Annotated in this window: 15 protein-coding genes; 5 read left to right on the top strand and 10 right to left on the bottom strand. The window is 58.5% G+C overall.

Going from position 1 to position 16,914, the window contains the following annotated elements; genetic code table 11:
• Window positions 1–251: 251 nt before the first annotated feature.
• The 6 genes from ACZ89R_RS13365 to ppk2 all read right to left on the bottom strand — a co-directional run bounded on the left by ACZ89R_RS13365 (window position 252) and on the right by ppk2 (window position 6,577).
• Window positions 252–1,550, bottom strand: coding sequence for an NAD(P)/FAD-dependent oxidoreductase (locus ACZ89R_RS13365; RefSeq protein WP_401172597.1), 1,299 nt, complete (start codon window positions 1,548–1,550; stop codon window positions 252–254).
• Window positions 1,551–1,610: 60 nt separating this feature from the next.
• Entirely contained in the window at window positions 1,611–1,784 is a 174-nt protein-coding gene (locus ACZ89R_RS13360; RefSeq protein ID WP_429545548.1) for a DUF3094 domain-containing protein, read from the bottom strand.
• Window positions 1,785–1,937: 153 nt separating this feature from the next.
• Entirely contained in the window at window positions 1,938–2,564 is a 627-nt protein-coding gene (locus ACZ89R_RS13355) for a DUF1780 domain-containing protein (protein ID WP_008008717.1), read from the bottom strand.
• Window positions 2,565–2,674: 110 nt separating this feature from the next.
• Window positions 2,675–3,796 (bottom strand): AI-2E family transporter, encoded by a 1,122-nt coding sequence (locus tag ACZ89R_RS13350; protein ID WP_429545549.1) that lies wholly within the window; start codon window positions 3,794–3,796, stop codon window positions 2,675–2,677.
• Between the two features lie 128 nt (window positions 3,797–3,924).
• Complete coding sequence (locus tag ACZ89R_RS13345) at window positions 3,925–5,703, bottom strand: SulP family inorganic anion transporter (RefSeq protein WP_429545550.1); 1,779 nt, start codon at window positions 5,701–5,703, stop codon at window positions 3,925–3,927.
• Window positions 5,704–5,752: 49 nt separating this feature from the next.
• Entirely contained in the window at window positions 5,753–6,577 is an 825-nt protein-coding gene (gene ppk2, locus ACZ89R_RS13340; protein WP_429545551.1) for a polyphosphate kinase 2, read from the bottom strand.
• Window positions 6,578–6,905: 328 nt separating this feature from the next.
• On the opposite strand from ppk2, the gene ACZ89R_RS13335 reads away from it, so the two are divergent.
• The 3 genes from ACZ89R_RS13335 (at window position 6,906) to ACZ89R_RS13325 (ending at window position 10,964) form a co-directional block, all read left to right on the top strand.
• Window positions 6,906–8,249: an MFS transporter gene (locus ACZ89R_RS13335; protein ID WP_429545552.1), complete on the top strand. Its 1,344-nt coding sequence runs from the start codon at window positions 6,906–6,908 to the stop codon at window positions 8,247–8,249.
• A 122-nt stretch (window positions 8,250–8,371) separates the two neighbouring features.
• Window positions 8,372–9,583 (top strand): benzoate/H(+) symporter BenE family transporter, encoded by a 1,212-nt coding sequence (locus ACZ89R_RS13330; RefSeq protein ID WP_429545553.1) that lies wholly within the window; start codon window positions 8,372–8,374, stop codon window positions 9,581–9,583.
• A gap of 112 nt (window positions 9,584–9,695) precedes the next feature.
• Window positions 9,696–10,964, top strand: a complete 1,269-nt coding sequence (locus tag ACZ89R_RS13325) for an OprD family porin (protein ID WP_429545554.1) — start codon at window positions 9,696–9,698, stop codon at window positions 10,962–10,964.
• A 131-nt stretch (window positions 10,965–11,095) separates the two neighbouring features.
• On the opposite strand, the gene dctM is transcribed toward ACZ89R_RS13325, so the two are convergent.
• The 4 genes from dctM to ACZ89R_RS13305 form a co-directional block, all read right to left on the bottom strand.
• Window positions 11,096–12,379: a C4-dicarboxylate TRAP transporter large permease protein DctM gene (gene dctM, locus ACZ89R_RS13320; RefSeq protein ID WP_123497155.1), complete on the bottom strand. Its 1,284-nt coding sequence runs from the start codon at window positions 12,377–12,379 to the stop codon at window positions 11,096–11,098.
• Window positions 12,376–13,008 carry a TRAP transporter small permease gene (locus ACZ89R_RS13315; RefSeq protein WP_310660985.1) on the bottom strand — a complete coding sequence of 211 codons (633 nt, stop codon included), beginning with the start codon at window positions 13,006–13,008 and terminating at the stop codon, window positions 12,376–12,378. Before ACZ89R_RS13315 ends, dctM begins: the two co-directional genes overlap by 4 nt.
• Before the next feature lie 71 nt (window positions 13,009–13,079).
• A complete protein-coding gene (locus ACZ89R_RS13310; RefSeq protein ID WP_429545555.1) occupies window positions 13,080–14,075 on the bottom strand; it encodes a TRAP transporter substrate-binding protein in 996 nt (331 codons plus the stop codon).
• A 160-nt stretch (window positions 14,076–14,235) separates the two neighbouring features.
• Complete coding sequence (locus ACZ89R_RS13305) at window positions 14,236–15,690, bottom strand: TrkH family potassium uptake protein (RefSeq protein ID WP_429545556.1); 1,455 nt, start codon at window positions 15,688–15,690, stop codon at window positions 14,236–14,238.
• A gap of 247 nt (window positions 15,691–15,937) precedes the next feature.
• On the opposite strand from ACZ89R_RS13305, the gene ACZ89R_RS13300 reads away from it, so the two are divergent.
• Together ACZ89R_RS13300 and ACZ89R_RS13295 are read left to right on the top strand one after the other, a co-directional pair.
• Window positions 15,938–16,627 carry an energy-coupling factor ABC transporter permease gene (locus ACZ89R_RS13300; RefSeq protein ID WP_429545557.1) on the top strand — a complete coding sequence of 230 codons (690 nt, stop codon included), beginning with the start codon at window positions 15,938–15,940 and terminating at the stop codon, window positions 16,625–16,627.
• Window positions 16,628–16,690: 63 nt separating this feature from the next.
• Window positions 16,691–16,906 carry a hypothetical protein gene (locus tag ACZ89R_RS13295; RefSeq protein WP_007938959.1) on the top strand — a complete coding sequence of 72 codons (216 nt, stop codon included), beginning with the start codon at window positions 16,691–16,693 and terminating at the stop codon, window positions 16,904–16,906.
• Window positions 16,907–16,914 lie beyond the last annotated feature (8 nt).

Raw genomic sequence — 16,914 nt, 5'->3', positions numbered from 1 at the left:
ACCGAAGCAGGCAGTGCCTTGCTCGGGTGTGGCCATTTAGCGGGCGTGGTGTATCGCTACTGTGTCGCGCAAGGGGGGGCTTTGTAAGCGAAGGGATGGAATCAGTGGGGGAGATACAGTGAGACACAGATCTGCAGGGCGATGAATAAAAAATGGGAGCGAGCCTGCTCGCGATGAGGGATTAACATTCAACAGATGTGCTGAGTGTCAGACCGCTATCGCGAGCAGGCTCGCTCCCACAGTGGGTTGTGTTAGTGCAGCTTCAACCGCGGCTCAGTCCCGCGCCCAATTTTGCTTCCCAGCATCAACATCGCCGTGCGGAACGCGCCATATAGCGCCATCTGGTGCATGCGATACAGCGACACGTAAAACATCCGCGCCAGCCAGCCCTCGAGCATGACGCTGCCGGTCAGGTTGCCCATCAAGTTACCCACAGCCGAAAAACGCGACAGCGAAATCAGCGAACCATAGTCGGTGTACTTGTACTCCGGCAGGGCTTTGCCTTCGATCCGCAGTTTCAGCGATTTGGCCAGTAACGAAGCTTGCTGGTGCGCGGCCTGGGCACGCGGTGGCACATTGCGGTCGGTGCCCGGTTGTGGGCAGGCCGCGCAGTCACCGAAGGCGAAGATGTTCTCGTCACGAGTGGTTTGCAGGGTCGGCAATACTTGCAGCTGATTGATGCGGTTGGTTTCCAGGCCATCGATGTCCTTGAGGAAGCCCGGTGCACGAATCCCGGCGGCCCAGACTTTGAGGCTGGCGTTGATCACTTGGCCATCGGCGGTAATCAGGCTGTCTGCCGTCACTTCGCTGACTGCCGCATTGGTCATGACGTTGACCCCGAGTTTCTCCAGGGTTTTATGCACAGGGCCGCCGATCCGTTCCGGTAGCGCAGGGAGCACCCGTGGCCCGGCTTCGATCAGGGTAATGTGCATGTTTTCCGGTTTGATCCGGTCCAGGCCGTAGGCCGCGAGTTCATGGGCGGCGTTGTGCAGTTCCGCGGCCAGTTCGACCCCGGTGGCACCGGCGCCGACGATCGCTACGCTAATCTGCTCGACCTTATCGGTCTGCCCGGCGTGGGCGCGCAGGTAATGATTGAGCAATTGCTGATGGAAGCGCTCGGCCTGTTTGCGGGTGTCGAGGAACAGACAGTGCTGCGCCGCGCCCTGCGTGCCGAAGTCGTTGGTGGTGCTGCCGACGGCAATCACCAGCGAGTCGTAAGGCACTTCGCGCGCCGGCACCAGTTCCAGGCCTGCCTCGTCATAGGTGGCGGCCAGCTGGATTCTCTTCTGTGCGCGGTCGAGCCCGCTCATGCGCCCCAGCTGGAACTCGAAGTGGTTCCATTTTGCCTGGGCAACATAGTTGAGTTCGTCTTCGGAAGAGTTCAGGGAACCTGCCGCCACTTCGTGCAACAACGGTTTCCAGATGTGGGTCAGGTTCGCGTCGACCAGCATCACACTGGCCGTGCCGCGCTTGCCCAGAGTCTTACCCAGACGGGTAGCCAACTCCAGACCGCCGGCGCCGCCGCCAACGATGACAATACGATGAGTCATGGGGATATCTCGCAAGGCTAAAAGAAATCGGTGCAGTCAACCGAGCGAGCGCGATGCAGCTCATAGCGTCAGGTAACTGATAAGTCGGCTCAATAGGCCTAAACCAATGGTCACTGCCAACACCAACACCAGGAGCATCCACGGCCGGAAAGGCCGGCGCTCGACTTGGTGCTGGGACAGGTTCAGGTACTCTTCGACATGTTTCTGGTCGTCGGGGTTCAGGCGGCTGGTCATAAAGGCCTCGTCAGGTAGACGTTACTGAATGTGTAGACGCTACAGCGCGCAGCGATGTTGCGACCTATCCGGTGTGGAACGGAGCATAGTTGCCGGCGGGAATGGCGAATGATTCCACTTTGTAACACTCGGCGACCAACGCCTGCAACGGACTCACAGGCTGATCCCGACGTCGAAAACGATGCTGCGCCCCAGGTTGCTGCGCAGGAAATCCGGGGCTTCCGGGTGGGCGAACAACACTCGGGCGAAGGTCGGGCCGACCAGCGACAACGAACGCCAGCCCTGACGCAGGTATTCGGTGGGCGGCGGAAAGTGGCTGTTGAGGTCCAGCACTTCGCGCTTGAGGCTGGCGAAGGCGATGATGTCCAGCTCCCCCAGGTCCATGCCGCGCTCTTTGTAGTTGTGGGCTTTTTTGCGCAAGGTCGGCGCCAGTCTCAGCAGAAATTCATTGGCCGGGATGCGCCGGGGCTTGGCCTCGCGGCGCACTAGCTGGCTCAGGGAAAACGCGCTGCGTCGACGTTGCAGCTCGTCGCGCCATTCGTCGTTGAGGCGCCGACCCTCGTCGAGCACGAAGAACACTTCGAAGTTCGCGTCGCGGAACAATACGTCCGGTGGCTCCCCGGCGGGGGCAAATTCGTCGGCGCGATAGGGAATGTTCAGGCCTTGCAGCAGGCGCTGGCAAACCCAACGCTCACGCTCCCATTTGCGGGCATTGGAGAGGAACGTGTTGGCTTGCTCGGCCGCAATGGTCAGCAGGCGTAAATAATCTGAATCATCCATAGGCCCAAGCTTAGCGTTCAAATGTGATCTGAATAATAAGTCTGTCGCAAAAGAAAAAAGTCTGTCGGGATTTCTTCAGCCGTTTTTTCTGGCATGCCTATGGGTGTTTATCAGCGAATATCTTCTGCCGCCATATCAGGTCCTTGATTATCTGGCCCGGGTTCTTGTGCTTGATCCACCCATTCCCAGAACAGCTGATAGCCGACCGCGAGTATCACAGGGCCGATAAACAGGCCGAGGATACCGCCCGTGACCATGCCACCCAAGGCGCCGATCAGCACCACGGGCATCGGCACATCGACACCACGACCCAGCAGCAGCGGTTTGAGGACGTTATCGACCAATCCCGCGATGAAGACATAAATGGCAAACACAATGGTCGCCGTACTGGCACCTTCGCTCATGAAAACAAAGACGATGACCGGAAGGGTAATCAGGGTTGCCGGTAATTGCATGATGCCAAGAAGCAGCACCGCCAAGGCGAGAAGACCAGCGCCGGGAACACCCATGAATACAAAGCCGATGCCCACCAACAGCATCTGGATGAACGCGATACCGACCACCCCCAATGCCACTGCCCGGATGGTGGCGGTGCACAAATCGGCGATTTTCGGCCCCTTGATCGGACCGCTGAAGCGCGAAACGATTTGCACCGCGCTGCGGTGGCCGCTCTCGCCATACGCTAAAAAAATACCGGCAATAATCAGGGCAACGATGAATAAAAGGAGCCCCATGCCGACACCCGCAAGCTTGCTCAGCAGGGAGAGGCTGACACCTTTGATCTGCGGCATGAACTTGTGTGCCAGATCGGGCAGGTCAGTGGTGGCTTGCGCCCACAAGTTATAAAGAGGTTCGCCCACCAGTGGCCAGCTGGCTATCGCATCGGAGGGTGGCGGAATATGAAAACTGTCGGTTTTGACCATGGTCATGACCTTCTCCACGGAATCCGCAAGCGAGGCTCCCAATAAATAAATAGGCACCATAAGAATACTGATGACGATGAATACGATCAGCGTCGCGGTGATCCCGTCCTTGTTTCCCAGCTTGCCTTTGAATCTGATCTGCAAGGGGTAGAGGGTGATTGCCAGGATCACCGACCACAGCATCAGGTCGAGGAACGGGCTAAATATCTGAAAGCAGAACATCACCAGAACGGCAATCACTCCGGCACGAATCAGCACATCGAGCAGATCCCGGGAAAAAATCTTTTCGAGCATGGGCGTGGGAACCATTGATTACCTCCAGTAGAGAGTGGCAAAGGCTGCGTTCGGTAAGTCCAGCATAGACGGGCTGGCCGCGGGAGAGCCGGTAAACATGGATAACATTGATGAAGACCGTCGCTGAGTGTTTCCGCTGTCACTCAGTGATCCTGGTCCTCCCAATCCACCGGATGAATCATCAGATAGCTGTCGACTGCAGAGCCTATTGTTGGAAAGAATGCTGTTTCGCCAAGCCGCGCAAAAAGCCCGAATCGCTTCAGCTTGTCCTTGACCGGGTCCTTCATCTCGGCCACGCACAACTTGATACCCGCCGCGTGTAACGTTTCGTCCAGTTCCGCCAACATGTCGGCGGAGGTCACGTCCACGCTGGTGACGGGTTCCGCCGCAACAACCAGCCAGCGCACTGGCGTAGGCGATGCCGCCACGGCGTCCAGCACTCGGTCATGGAACAATTCGGCGTTGGCGAAAAACAACGGCGCATCCCAGCGAAACAGGACCAGGCCGGGTACAAGGCGCGCGTCGGGATAGCGCTTGATGTCGTGATAACCCTTCACGCCGTCCGCGCGTCCCAGGACGGCAGAGTAAGGACGCCAGCCATCCCACAGAAATTCGATGACGGCGATCACGATGGCCAGGCCGATCCCCTCGATCGCACCCAGCACGGCCACGCCGACGGTGCAGACGATTGACAACCAGAACTCCCAACGCTGGATTCGATAAATGCGTCGCAGGTCGCTGACCTCAATCAGGCCGATGGCGGAGGCGATCACCACCGCAGCAAGTGCGCTGGTAGGTAAATCCTTCAACAGGTCCGGCGCGACCATTAGCAACATGGCAACCGCAAGCGCGCCGACGACTCCGGTCAACTGGGTTTTGGCGCCTGCGGCTTCGGCCACGGGCGTACGGGACGAACTGCTGCAAATCGGAAAACCCTGAAACAATCCGGCGGCGAGATTGGTAAAACCGAGCCCCACCATTTCCTGGTTCGGGTCCACATAGGTACGGCTTCGTGCCGCATAGACACGTGAGAGCACGCTGGTATCGGCGAACGAAACCAGGGCAACGGCGCAACCACCGATCAGGACGGGGACGATGTCGTCGCGGGTGATCCAGGGGATGGCGAACGCAGGCAAGCCTTGCGGAAGAGAGCCGAGGACTGACACTCCCGCGCGCGCTGCAAGGTCCAGCACACCCACAACGACGGTCGCTCCCACCACGGCGATCAAAATGCCCGGCACGCGCTTGTTGCCCTTGAGCAGTAGAATCACCGCCAAGGTGGCTGCGCCGACCATGAAGGCGGTCCAGTTGGTTTTCCCCTCCATTACCGCCGTAGCGATCGCCCACAGGTTTCTCAGCGGGCCGTCGGATTCAATCGAAAAACCGAAAAACTTGGGCAGTTGGCTGATCAATACCGTCAGCGCGATCCCGTTCATGTACCCGTAGCGGATCGGTTTGGAAAGAAGCTCCGTGACAAAGCCCAGGCGCGCGATGCCAGCCAGGATGCACACCGCCCCCGACACAATCGCCATCATGCCCGCAAGGGCGATTGCACGGTGCGGGTCGCCACCGGACAGTGGCAGGACGACCGCGAGAATGACGGCAGCCAGCGAGGAATCCGGCCCCAGCACCAGAATTCGGCTGGGGCCGAACAGCGCATACGCGAGTAGCCCAACGATGGTCGCGTAAAGGCCATAGATGCCGGGTACGCCCGATGCCACTGCGTAGGCGATACCGACAGGCACCAGCATCGTGGTCAGCACCAGTCCGGCCACGAGGTCGTGCCGCAACCAGGTTATTTTGTAACCGCGCAGCGTGCGTAGTCCGGGCAGCCAGCGACTCCAACCGGTGTCGCCGCCGGTGTTGCGATGGGCAATGCGGCCCGGTTCCGGGACGGGAGGCGAAGCATCCGAATGGCTCATAGGACTGTGGCCCTTTGGTGTACAGCGCAGATTCGCTTGAACGTGCCGGTCAGAACTTTTCCGGAATTCGCCGCAGCGGATAATCCGGTTCACGATAGCCGCCTGATTTCTGCCGTTTGGGCAAAATCACCTTCGCGCGCGGTACATTCTTGTAAGGAATACGGCTGAGCAAATCAGAGATGATGTTGAGGCGGGCCCGCTTCTTGTCGTTCGAGTTGGCCACAAGCCACGGAGCATGATCGGTGTCGGTCGCCTTGAACATGTCGTCACGTGCGCGCGAGTAGTCATACCAGCGGCTGTATGACTTGAGATCCATTGGCGTCAGTTTCCAGATTTTGCGGCCATCCTTGATCCGCGCCTCGAGCCGGCGGGTCTGCTCCTCTTCGCTGACTTCCAGCCAATACTTGAACAGCATGACGCCCGAGTCGACCATCATGCGTTCCATGAGGGGGGCCAGGGCCAGGAAACGGGTCACCTGCTCATCGGTACAGAATCCCATCACACGCTCGACCCCTGCGCGGTTGTACCAACTGCGATCGAAGATCACCACTTCGCCAGCCGCGGGCATGTGCGCCAGGTAGCGCTGTATATACATCTGGCTCTTCTCGCGATCGGTCGGGGCCGGTAGCGCCACCACCCGAAAGACACGCGGGCTCACCCTCTCAGTGAGCGCCTTGATCGTCCCACCCTTGCCGGCGCCATCGCGCCCCTCGAAGACGATACAAATCTTGATGCCCTTTTGTTTCACCCATTCCTGCAACTTGACCATTTCGACATGCAGTCGGCGTAACTGCTCAAGATAGTCTTTGTTCTTCAGTTTCAAGGGTTCAGCGGAGTTGCTTTTAACAGGGGTTTTCTTCTTGTCCTTTGCCATGACCCAAGCCTCACCTATGCCAGTCGCTGACTGCCGATAGATAGACCCCTGCAGGTGCAGCTATCAGCTTGCAGATCGCGCATTGCTTCGAGCAAACCTGGCGTCAGTGGTGGACGGCCCTCTGCTCTTGACGTTCAACTTCATCACTAACCGCGTGAGTCTAGTCCATGAATCAACCCTCTACAGGGTTGCTACAGGGCCTTGCACAAAACGGATAGCGATCTGCGCAAAGCGGCTATTGCCCCGTGCACGGCGTCTCTACCCTCGGCTGTACGGACGTTAGCCGCGTTACCGACTCTTAAAAAAACAACAACAAGAGATAGATGCCATGCGCAAGATCAACGTACATGAGGTGATCGACAACGCTCGATTCAACCGCTTTCACTGGATGGTGCTGTTCTGGTGCGCCCTGATCATCATCTTCGACGGATACGATTTGGTGATCTACGGCGTGGTGTTGCCGATGCTGATGAAAGAGTGGGGGCTCAGTCCCTTGCAAGCTGGCGCACTGGGAAGTTATGCACTGTTCGGGATGATGTTCGGGGCGCTGTTTTTCGGCCCGCTGTCGGACAAGATTGGCCGCAAGAAAGCCATCACCCTGTGCGTGATGCTCTTCAGCGGTTTTACCGTGCTCAATGGTTTTGCCCGTAACCCCACCGAGTTTGGCCTCTGCCGGTTCGTTGCCGGGTTGGGCATTGGCGGGGTGATGCCCAATGTAGTGGCGCTGATGAACGAGTACGCGCCGAAAAAAATCCGCAGCACGCTGGTGGCGATCATGTTCAGCGGCTACTCGGTGGGCGGCATGCTTTCGGCGGGGCTCGGCATCGTGCTGATCCCGAGTTTCGGCTGGCAGTCAGTGTTTTACGTGGCGGTGCTGCCGTTGCTGTTATTGCCGTTGATCATGTACTTCCTGCCTGAATCGGTGGGTTTCATGCTGCGTCAGGGGCGCAATCAAGAGGCGCGCAACGTTCTGGAGCGGGTTGACCCGGCTTACGTTGCACTCGCCAGCGATCAGTTGCACATGAGCGAAGTGAAGGGCACCGGCACCCCGGTGTTGCAGCTGTTCCGTGAGGGGCGTGCGTTGCGCACGCTGATGCTGTGGCTGGCATTTTTCTGCTGCTTGCTGATGGTCTACGCCTTGAGTTCCTGGCTACCGAAACTGATGGCTAACGCCGGTTACAGCCTGGGCTCGAGTTTGTCGTTCCTGCTGGTGCTCAACTTCGGCGCCATTTTCGGCGCGGTCGGCGGCGGGGTGCTGGGCGACAAGCTCAACCTGCCGCGCGTGTTGGCGGTGTTCTTCGTCGTGGCTGCGGTATCGATCACCTTGCTGGGCTTCAACAGTCCGATGCCGGTGTTGTACCTGCTGATCGCCCTTGCCGGCGCCACCACCATCGGCTCGCAGATTCTGTTGTACGCCTGTGCCGCGCAGTTCTACTCCATGACCATTCGCTCCACCGGTTTGGGCTGGGCGTCAGGCATCGGCCGTAACGGCGCGATCGTCGGCCCATTGCTGGGCGGTGCCTTGCTGGGGATCAGCCTGCCGCTGCAACTTAACTTCATGGCGTTTGCCTTGCCCGGTGCGGTGGCCGCTCTCGCCATGACCGTGTTCGCCATTAGCAGCCAGCGCAGCGCCAAAGGTGCTGCCCGGACGCTGGCGCCGACCAGCGCTTGAGCCAGGCAGCGGGCGGCACGGCGTCATGCCGTGTCGCCTGCCTGGTCATCCACACTTTTTTCCGAACAAGAGCGGCCGGGCCTGTGCCACGGATCGCCTGACGAGTCTTGCGGCGAGGTTTCATGAAAGCGTTAATTCAGGACTTTTCCCTGTCTGCTGCCGTCGCTGGATTTATCGCCACGGTGATTTCCTACGCAGGCCCCTTGGTGATCATCTTTCAGGCCGCCGAGACCGCGCACCTCTCGCGGGAAGTGTTGTCGTCCTGGGTCTGGGCGATTTCCATCGGCAGCGCCGTGCTCGGTATCGGTTTGAGCCTGCGTTACCGCGTCCCGGTGATCATCGCGTGGTCGGCACCGGGCTCGGCGTTGCTGGTGGCACTGTTGCCGGGAATCTCCATGCCGGAGGCGGTGGGCGCTTACCTGGTCAGCAGCCTGATTATCTTTCTGGTCGGGGTGTCGGGGGCGTTTGACCGGATCATCGGCAAACTGCCCGCGGCGATTGCGGCGGCGATGCTGGCGGGGATTCTGTTCAGCTTCGGCACTGGGTTGTTCGTCTCGTTGCAAGGCAAGCCGCTGCTGGTGCTGGCGATGTTTGCCACGTACCTGATCTGCAAGCGGGTGATGCCGCGCTATGCGGTATTGATTGTGCTGCTGGTGGGCTGTTCGATGGCGTTTCTCACCGGTGATTTGCACCGCGAAGCGCTGGTGATCGGTTTGGCCACGCCGGTATGGATCACCCCCGCGTTCAGCCTGAGTGCAACGCTGAACATCGCCTTGCCACTGGTGATGGTGGCGCTGACCGGCCAGTTTGTTCCCGGCATGGCGGTGCTGCGTGCCAGCGGCTACCCAACACCAGCCGGCCCGATCATCGCCAGCAGCGCGTTGGGCACTGCGCTGTTGGCACCGTTCGGTTGTCACGGGTTGAATCTGGCGGCGATTACCGCAGCCATTTGTACCGGTCGCGAGGCCCATGAAGATCCGCGCAAACGCTATGTGGCCGGGGTCGTGGGCGGGCTGTGTTACCTGGTGCTGGGGATCTTCGGTGCCACGCTGGTTTCGTTGTTTTCGGCGTTCCCCAAGGAACTGATCGCGGCCCTGGCCGGGCTGGCGCTGTTCGCCGCGATAGCCGGGGCGTTGGCCGGCGCAATGGCCGTGCCGAGTGATCGCGAAGCCGCGCTGGTGACCTTTCTCACCACCGCCTCGGGCATGTCGCTGTTTGGTTTGTCCGCCGCTTTTTGGGGACTGATTTTCGGCATGGTCACGCACGTGCTGTTGAGTGCCCGGCGTCCCGCACCGGCGACTCAAGCGGCCCCTGCGCAGGAGGTGGCGCGCTGACCGAGTAAGTAATCGCAACCCCGATCCTTATCCGTTTTTACCATCCCCCGTGGCGAATCCGCCACGGGTGGAGCACTTCAACCTGTCGATCAATAACAATAAGAGAACAGCGATGAAACAGATTTTTCCAGCAACCGGTTCAGTGTTGTCCCTGGCGGTCGTCTCGGGTTTTTCCAGTGGCGTGATGGCCGCCGAGGGCGGCTTCATCGAAGACACCACGGCCACCTTGCAGGCGCGTAACTACTACTTCAGTCGGGACTTCTCGGACATCGTCGGGGCCAATCAACAGTCGAAGGCCGAAGAGTGGGCGCAGGGCTTCATCCTCAACGTCAAATCCGGTTATACCCAGGGCCCGGTCGGTTTTGGTGTGGATGTCATCGGCCTGCTCGGCCTCAAACTCGACAGCAGCCCGGACCGGGTCAATACCGGTTTGCTGCCGGTGCACGATGATGGTCGCGCGGCAGATGATTACAGCCGTCTGGAAGGTGCGCTGAAGATGCGTTACTCCAGGACCGAGCTGAAAGTGGGGGAGTTGCAACCCAACGTGCCGGTGCTGGCCTTCAGCGATATCCGGCTGCTGCCGCCCAGCTATCAGGGCGCAAGCATCAGCTCCAATGAAATCGATGGCCTGACCTTGCAGGGCGGCCACCTGAATTCAACCAGCCTGCGCAACGAGGCCGGCGACGAAAAGATGCAAGCCATGCTCGGTCATGTTCCGCAGCGTCAGGTCAGCAGCGATGGTTTCAACTTTGCTGGCGCCGACTACGCCTTCAATGACAAGCGCAGTTTGGTCAGTGCCTGGTTCGGGCAACTGGAAGATATCTACAACCAGCGCTTTCTCGGCCTCAAACACAGCCAGCCGATGGGCGACTGGACCCTGGGTGCCAACCTCGGCTACTACAATTCGCGCGAAGATGGCAAAAAGTTGCTGGGCAATATCGACAACCAGGCGTTCTTCTCGTTGCTGTCGGCCAAGCGCGGCGGCCACACGTTTTATGTCGGCTATCAGGGCATATTCGGCGACAGTGCCTTCCCGCGGGTGTTTGCCAACATCTCACCGCTGGGCAACGAGGTGCCGACCTACGAGTTCGCCTACACCGATGAACGCTCCTGGCAAGCGCGTTACGACTACGACTTCGCGGCCCTCGGCATGCCCGGCCTGACCAGCACCGTGCGTTACATCACCGGCTATAACGTCGACACCGGCAAGGGCTTTGAAGGCAAGGACCGCGAGCGCGATCTGGATATCGGCTATGTGCTGCAGAGTGGCAGCCTCAAAGGCCTCGGCATTCGTGTTCGCAATGTGATGGCGCGTTCCAACTACCGCAGCGATATCGACGAAAACCGCCTGATCCTCAGCTACACGTGGAAGCTGTTATGAGCCCGGGTGCAGTCACCCATGGCTTCGTACGTTACGCGATGGATCTGGCCCTGATGGTCGACATGCTCCATGGCGCATGCCGTCCATCCGGCCAAGACCTTCCAGCGCAATGTTGGGGCCTGGTTGCTCGTTTACGTCATCCCCAGCGAATTCGGCAGAACCAGAGAAATCCACGGGACATAGGTAATCAATACCAGGAACAGCAGCAGGATGATCAGCCAAGGCATTGCTGCACGAATGGTGGCGGTCAGTGACATGCCGGTCACCGCCGATGTGACAAACAGGTTCAGGCCCACGGGCGGCGTAATCAGACCGATCTCCAGGTTCACCACCATAATGATTCCCAAATGAATCGGGTCGATTCCCAACTTCATGGCAATCGGGAACATGATCGGCGCCAGGATCAGGATGATTGCCGAGGGCTCCATGAAGGCGCCAGCCACCAACAACACGATGTTCACCACGAGCAGGAATGTCACCGGTGTCAGGCCCGCGCCGATGACCCAGGCGGTGATTTGTTGAGGTAATTGCTCGGTGGTCAGTACGTGGGCGAAGAGCATGGCGTTGGCGATGATGAACATCAGCATGATGCTCAGCTTGGCAGATTCGAGCAGTACCTTCGGTATCTCGCGAAACGACATGTCCTTGTAGACGAACAGCGCAATGAACGCCGCATAGACCGCTGCCACGGCCGCTGCCTCGGTCGGGGTGAACATTCCGGAGTAGATGCCGCCCAGGATGATGAACATGAGCAGCAAGCCCCAAATGGCCTTGCGTGCCGCGCTCAACCATTCACGAACAGTCGCCCGTGGCATGGCAGGCAAGTTTTTCCTCACGGCGACGACGTAGATGGCCACCATCAGCGCTGTACCCAGCAGCAGGCCTGGCACCACGCCGGCCATGAACAGCTTGCCGACCGAGGTTTCCGTCGCTGCGGCATACACCACCATCACAATAGAAGGAGGAATAAGAATCCCCAGGGTGCCGGCGTTGCACACAATCCCGGCACCGAACGCCTGTGGATAACCGGAGCGGACCATCCCGGCAATGGCGATGGAGCCCACGGCAGCTACCGTTGCGGGGCTTGAGCCGGACAATGCGGCGAACAGCATGCACGCCAGTACCGCCGCAATGGCCAGACCGCCGCGAATATGCCCAACGCACGCGTTGGCAAAGTCGATCAAGCGCCGCGCCACCCCGCCCGTGGTCATGAAGGCGCCGGCCAGCAAAAAGAACGGGATGGCCAGCAACGTGTAGTGCTCGGAGGTCTCGAACAGCTTGATGGCCAGTGAACGCACGGAGTCAGGGCTGAAAAAGATGATCGTCAGCGAACCGGCCAGGCCAAGGGAAATGGCGATCGGCACGCCGATAAACATCAGCGCGAACAGGGCAGCAAAGAGGAAGAGAATAGTCATTTTTTGTCATCCTCATGCTCGGTCAGTTTCATCACCTCCGCGGCCTCGTCGGCCAGGCCCAGGCCCGTTTGACGGTTTTGCACGATGCGCACCAGGATTTCGGCAAAGCGGATGAACACCAAGGCAAAACCCACCGGCACAATCAGCCCGATGTGCCATTGCATGATGCCGTAATGACCGAGGTCCTCGGCACCGATGCCGGCGATGAACAAGGTTTGAATCCATTCGAAACTGGCGACGCTGAGCAGGCCCGCATAAACCAGACTGCAGAGGCAGGCAATGATGCCAATGATTCGCTGAACCGGTTTGCTGGCCAGTTTCACCAAGGCATCGACACCAATGTGCCCGGCCGTGCGCACGCCATAGGACAGGCCAAAAAAGATCAACCAGGCGAACAAGGCCTTGGTCAGCGATATGCTCCACGTCATGGCTTGGGCCATCCCCATGACACTGTCGCCAATCGCGAACAAGGGTTCACTGGCGCTCTGCCACTGCTCGGCGAGGCTGTAGAAAACGCTATAGAGATTGTTAAGGATGACGTAGACGAACGTTACCAGCGTCATTGCCGCCAGCAGGAAAACGATAAAACCTTCTTCGAAGTGATCCCAGATTCGCCGTAAGGCATTCATGAGTGGCATCTCCCGATCGAGTGACGACGATGAAACAGGGGCCGCCCTTTCAGGCGGCGCCCGCCGGCAGATTACTGAGTCTGGTTGGCGGCTTCGGCGGCCTTGATCAGGTCGGCACCGATATCACCTTCAAACTTCTTCCAGACCGGTTTCATTGCTTCGCGCCACTCGCCACGTTGCTCTGGGGTCAGGGTGATGATTTCAGTGGTTTTGGCGTTGATGATGTTCTGTTTGGCATCCTGGTTCAGTTTCTCTGCGTCTTTGTTCACCTGAGTGGTGACCTCGACGATGATCTTGTCCAGTTCGGTTTTTATATCCGGCGGCAGGCCACTCCAGAACTTGGTGTTGGTGATCAACATGTAATCGAGCAAGCCATGGTCGGATTCAGTGATGAACTTTTGCACTTCGTGCATTTTCTGGCTGTAGATATTCGAGTAAGGGTTTTCCGCGCCATTGACGACACCGGTCTGCAAGCCCTGATATACCTCGGCGAAGCTCATTTTGCGAGGGTTGGCGCGCACCGCCTTGAATTGCTCTTCAAGCACGGCCGAAGCCTGCACGCGGAATTTCAAACCACGGGCATCGCCCGGTTTACGCAGCGCCTTATTGGCGGACAACTGCTTCATGCCGTTGTGCCAATAGGCCAGACCGGTGATGTTTTTGCTTTCCATGGACTTGAGAAGCCCCTGGCCTTCAGGGCTTCGCTGGAAGCGGTCGACTGCCGAGATGTCGTTGAACAGGAAGGGCAGATCGAACAATTGCAGCTTGGGTGTGTATTGCTCGAATTTGGCCAGCGACGGCGCAATCATCTGCACATCGCCCGACAGCAGCGCCTCCATTTCCTTGCCATCACCAAACAGCGAAGAGTTTGGATAAACCTCTACCTTGACCTTGCCGGACAGGCGTTCTTCGACGAGTTTCTTGAACAGCAGGGCGCCTTGGCCTTTAGGCGTTTGTTCGGCAACCACGTGAGAAAACTTGATAACGACTGGATCAGCCGCCAGCGCCAGGCTCGACGCGCCCAGCGCGAGTGTGCAGGCGAGCGCGCTCCACAATGATTTGAGCATTTGGACGTTCCTCTTGTTTTAGTTCTCGTGCTGTTCATGTCTGAAATGCGTTTGCACGGTGGACAAGAGGAGTCTAGGCAATAAATCACCATTGGTCGTCGGGGTAGGGGCGTTCTCAATTGATTCCCGGAGCGGCGGGGAAACTCATTGAGAACACCCCCTAGTACTTCCAGAAAACCGGGATGAACAGCACCAGAACGGTGAGGATCTCCAGTCTTCCCAGCAGCATGCCAATGGTCAGCAGCCATTTGGCCGAATCGGGCAGTGTCGAGAAGTTACCTGCCGGGCCAATGATCGAACCAAGGCCAGGCCCCACGTTACAGACGGCGGTGGCCGCGCCACTCAATGCCGTGGTCCAGTCCAGGCCGATGAGCGCCAACCCCATGGCGATCGCCCCGATGGTGATGGTGAAAAAGAATGAAAACGTCAGGAGTGAGCGGGCGATATCTTCATCGATGGGGCGATTGTTGTATTTCTTCTGGATGACGGCGCGAGGATGAATCAATTGTTTCAGGCTGCCCATGAGCAGGGCGCCAGCCACTTGAAAACGGAAGATTTTAAGACCGCCGGCAGTGGAGCCGGAGCAGCCGCCGACAAAGGTCAGATAAAAAAACAGCAACACGGAGAAGCTGCCCCATAACGTGTAATCCCCTAGCGCCACGCCGGTCGTCGTGACCACCGACGTCACGTTGACCGCCACGATCCGGAACGCGTCCCACCAGCCGTACTCGCTGTTCAAGCACAGCCAGGTGCCGAACAGCAGCCAGGTGATGAGCAAAAAACCAATGAAGCCGCGTACCTGATGATCTTTGAACAAGGCCTGTTTATTCCCGCGCACCATGCTCACGTACAGCGTAAAAGGCAGGCTGCCCAAAATCATGACAACCACCGACACCCAATGAATGGCCGGTTGCGTCCAGTGCGCCAGAGAAGAATCGGAGGTGGAAAATCCTCCTGTAGAAATCAGCGCCATTGCATGGTTGATGGCTTCGAACGGCGTCATTCCGGCTATCCACAGGGCCAGCGTGGAAACAGCGGTAAGCCCGACATACAGCCCCAGAATATATTTGGCGGCGACATGGGAGCGTGGTGTGACCTTCTCTGACCAGTCGGATGATTCGGTCTGAAACAGCCGCATCCCCCCGACCCGCAATAGCGGCAGGATGGCCACGGCCATGCCGATGAAGCCGATCCCGCCCAGCCAATGCAGCATTGAACGCCAGATCAGCAATCCGGGGGAGGCGGTGTCCAGACCGGTCAGAATGGTCGATCCGGTGGTGGTGATGCCGGACATCGTTTCAAAAAAAGCGTCGGTGTAGCTGATGTTCTGGATAAAGACCATGGGCAATGCGGCAAACATGCAGACGACCACCCAGCTGGCGGTCGTCAGCATGTACATATCGCGGGGACGCAACTGAGCGTTTTCAGGACGTCCCTTGTTAATCAGCAGCAGCCCGGACACCACGGTGATCAGGATTGACCACAGAAAGGCTGACATCTCATCGTTGCGTTCATAGATCACCAGCGTGAGCAGCGGTATCGCCATGCTCACTGCCAGTGTGATCAAAAAAATACCCAGGATGAAACCGATAAACCGCAATACCGCAATGGACATAAATAATGCCTGTCTTATTAGCGCCGCGCAGTATCGATCGGCTTGTCGTTTTGTCTCGTAAAGTTTGCGTAACTTTTTTTCGCTCCCTCGGATTTTCTATTCGTCGGGGTAGACGCGCGATACGGCCATTCAGAATCGCCGGTATAGACTGAGAGCTATCACGACGGGAGATACGCGTGAAATATAGAACAGTGTTGCTGCTCAGTCTTTTGCTTTTATGGGCCCAGGCGCCGAAGAAGGCACGCCCATGATCGGCGCCGAACTGCTATCACCACAAAGCCTCACAGTTGGCTGGCTTATTTACGTGCCGGCAACGATCTGGGCTGTCTGTCGAGCACCCTGGGTCGAACTGTTCAGCGACAGCCGCCGCCAGCATCTATTGTTCGGCACGGTGTTCGCGCTGTTCATGCTCTGGCTGGTGCGACGGGACTTCGACACCGGCGTGTCCTATCACTTCATCGGCATGACGGCGGTGACGTTACTGCTGGATTGGCCATTGGCGATTGTCGGCGGGTTGGTCGCGCAAACGGGATTGGTGCTACTCGGACGGCAGGACATGGCGGCGATGGGGGTCAACGGCGCGCTGCTGATTCTGCTGCCGGTGCTGGTCACCGAGTGCTGCGCCATCCTGGTGGAGCGCGCGCAGCCGCGTAATCCCTTTGTGTACATCTTCTGTTCGGGTTTTTTTGCCGCTGCGTTGTCGGCCCTGTTGTGCCTGACTCTGGCGCTCACGCTGCTGTGGTATGACGAACGTTTCGCCATGCCGTACTGGCTGACAGATTTTGTCGGCTACCTGTGGCTACTGATTTTCCCGGAAGCGTTTATCAACGGCATGGTGGTCAGCGCATTGGTGGTGTTCTGCCCCGAATGGCTGGAGACGTTCAATCGCACCCGCTACCTTTCGGCGCCCTGGAAAGACGACGATCCCAAATCTTGATCCACATCAAATCCAAAAAGCGTTGCCGAATCCATGCTCTGGAAAACCTTCAGGAGCAATGGCATGAGTGTGTATGAGTGGGCCCGGCAGGAGTTGCGTCAGAGTCTGGATGTGGCGCAAGAGGTGGGCTTCGATCCGGGGTTGAGCCTGCGTGCCTTGCTCAGTGCGGTAGTGCAGCAGAGCAAGGCGGTGCGCAATATAGAAGACCTGGCCGATGAGTTGCGGTTTCTCGCCGAGAACCTCGACGAGGGCCAGGACTATGGCTTTATGCGGCCCTGAGGGGCGGG

This window comes from Pseudomonas sp. TE3728 (assembly GCF_056279145.1).
The sequence above is the reverse complement of the archived record's forward strand: the minus strand, read 5'-3'. Positions and strand labels throughout refer to the sequence as shown.

Excerpts from the sequence above, each read along its gene's own strand:
- ACZ89R_RS13300 (WP_429545557.1), top strand. The coding sequence starts at position 15,938 with ATGATCGGCGCCGAACTGCTATCACCACAAAGCCTCACAGTTGGCTGG.
- ACZ89R_RS13350 (WP_429545549.1), bottom strand. The coding sequence starts at position 3,796 with ATGGTTCCCACGCCCATGCTCGAAAAGATTTTTTCCCGGGATCTGCTC.
- ACZ89R_RS13315 (WP_310660985.1), bottom strand. The coding sequence starts at position 13,008 with ATGAATGCCTTACGGCGAATCTGGGATCACTTCGAAGAAGGTTTTATC.
- ACZ89R_RS13355 (WP_008008717.1), bottom strand. The coding sequence starts at position 2,564 with ATGGATGATTCAGATTATTTACGCCTGCTGACCATTGCGGCCGAGCAA.
- ACZ89R_RS13335 (WP_429545552.1), top strand. The coding sequence starts at position 6,906 with ATGCGCAAGATCAACGTACATGAGGTGATCGACAACGCTCGATTCAAC.
- dctM (WP_123497155.1), bottom strand. The coding sequence starts at position 12,379 with ATGACTATTCTCTTCCTCTTTGCTGCCCTGTTCGCGCTGATGTTTATC.
- ACZ89R_RS13330 (WP_429545553.1), top strand. The coding sequence starts at position 8,372 with ATGAAAGCGTTAATTCAGGACTTTTCCCTGTCTGCTGCCGTCGCTGGA.
- ACZ89R_RS13305 (WP_429545556.1), bottom strand. The coding sequence starts at position 15,690 with ATGTCCATTGCGGTATTGCGGTTTATCGGTTTCATCCTGGGTATTTTT.
- ACZ89R_RS13310 (WP_429545555.1), bottom strand. The coding sequence starts at position 14,075 with ATGCTCAAATCATTGTGGAGCGCGCTCGCCTGCACACTCGCGCTGGGC.
- ACZ89R_RS13360 (WP_429545548.1), bottom strand. The coding sequence starts at position 1,784 with ATGACCAGCCGCCTGAACCCCGACGACCAGAAACATGTCGAAGAGTAC.
- ACZ89R_RS13295 (WP_007938959.1), top strand. The coding sequence starts at position 16,691 with ATGAGTGTGTATGAGTGGGCCCGGCAGGAGTTGCGTCAGAGTCTGGAT.
- ppk2 (WP_429545551.1), bottom strand. The coding sequence starts at position 6,577 with ATGGCAAAGGACAAGAAGAAAACCCCTGTTAAAAGCAACTCCGCTGAA.
- ACZ89R_RS13365 (WP_401172597.1), bottom strand. The coding sequence starts at position 1,550 with ATGACTCATCGTATTGTCATCGTTGGCGGCGGCGCCGGCGGTCTGGAG.
- ACZ89R_RS13345 (WP_429545550.1), bottom strand. The coding sequence starts at position 5,703 with ATGAGCCATTCGGATGCTTCGCCTCCCGTCCCGGAACCGGGCCGCATT.
- ACZ89R_RS13325 (WP_429545554.1), top strand. The coding sequence starts at position 9,696 with ATGAAACAGATTTTTCCAGCAACCGGTTCAGTGTTGTCCCTGGCGGTC.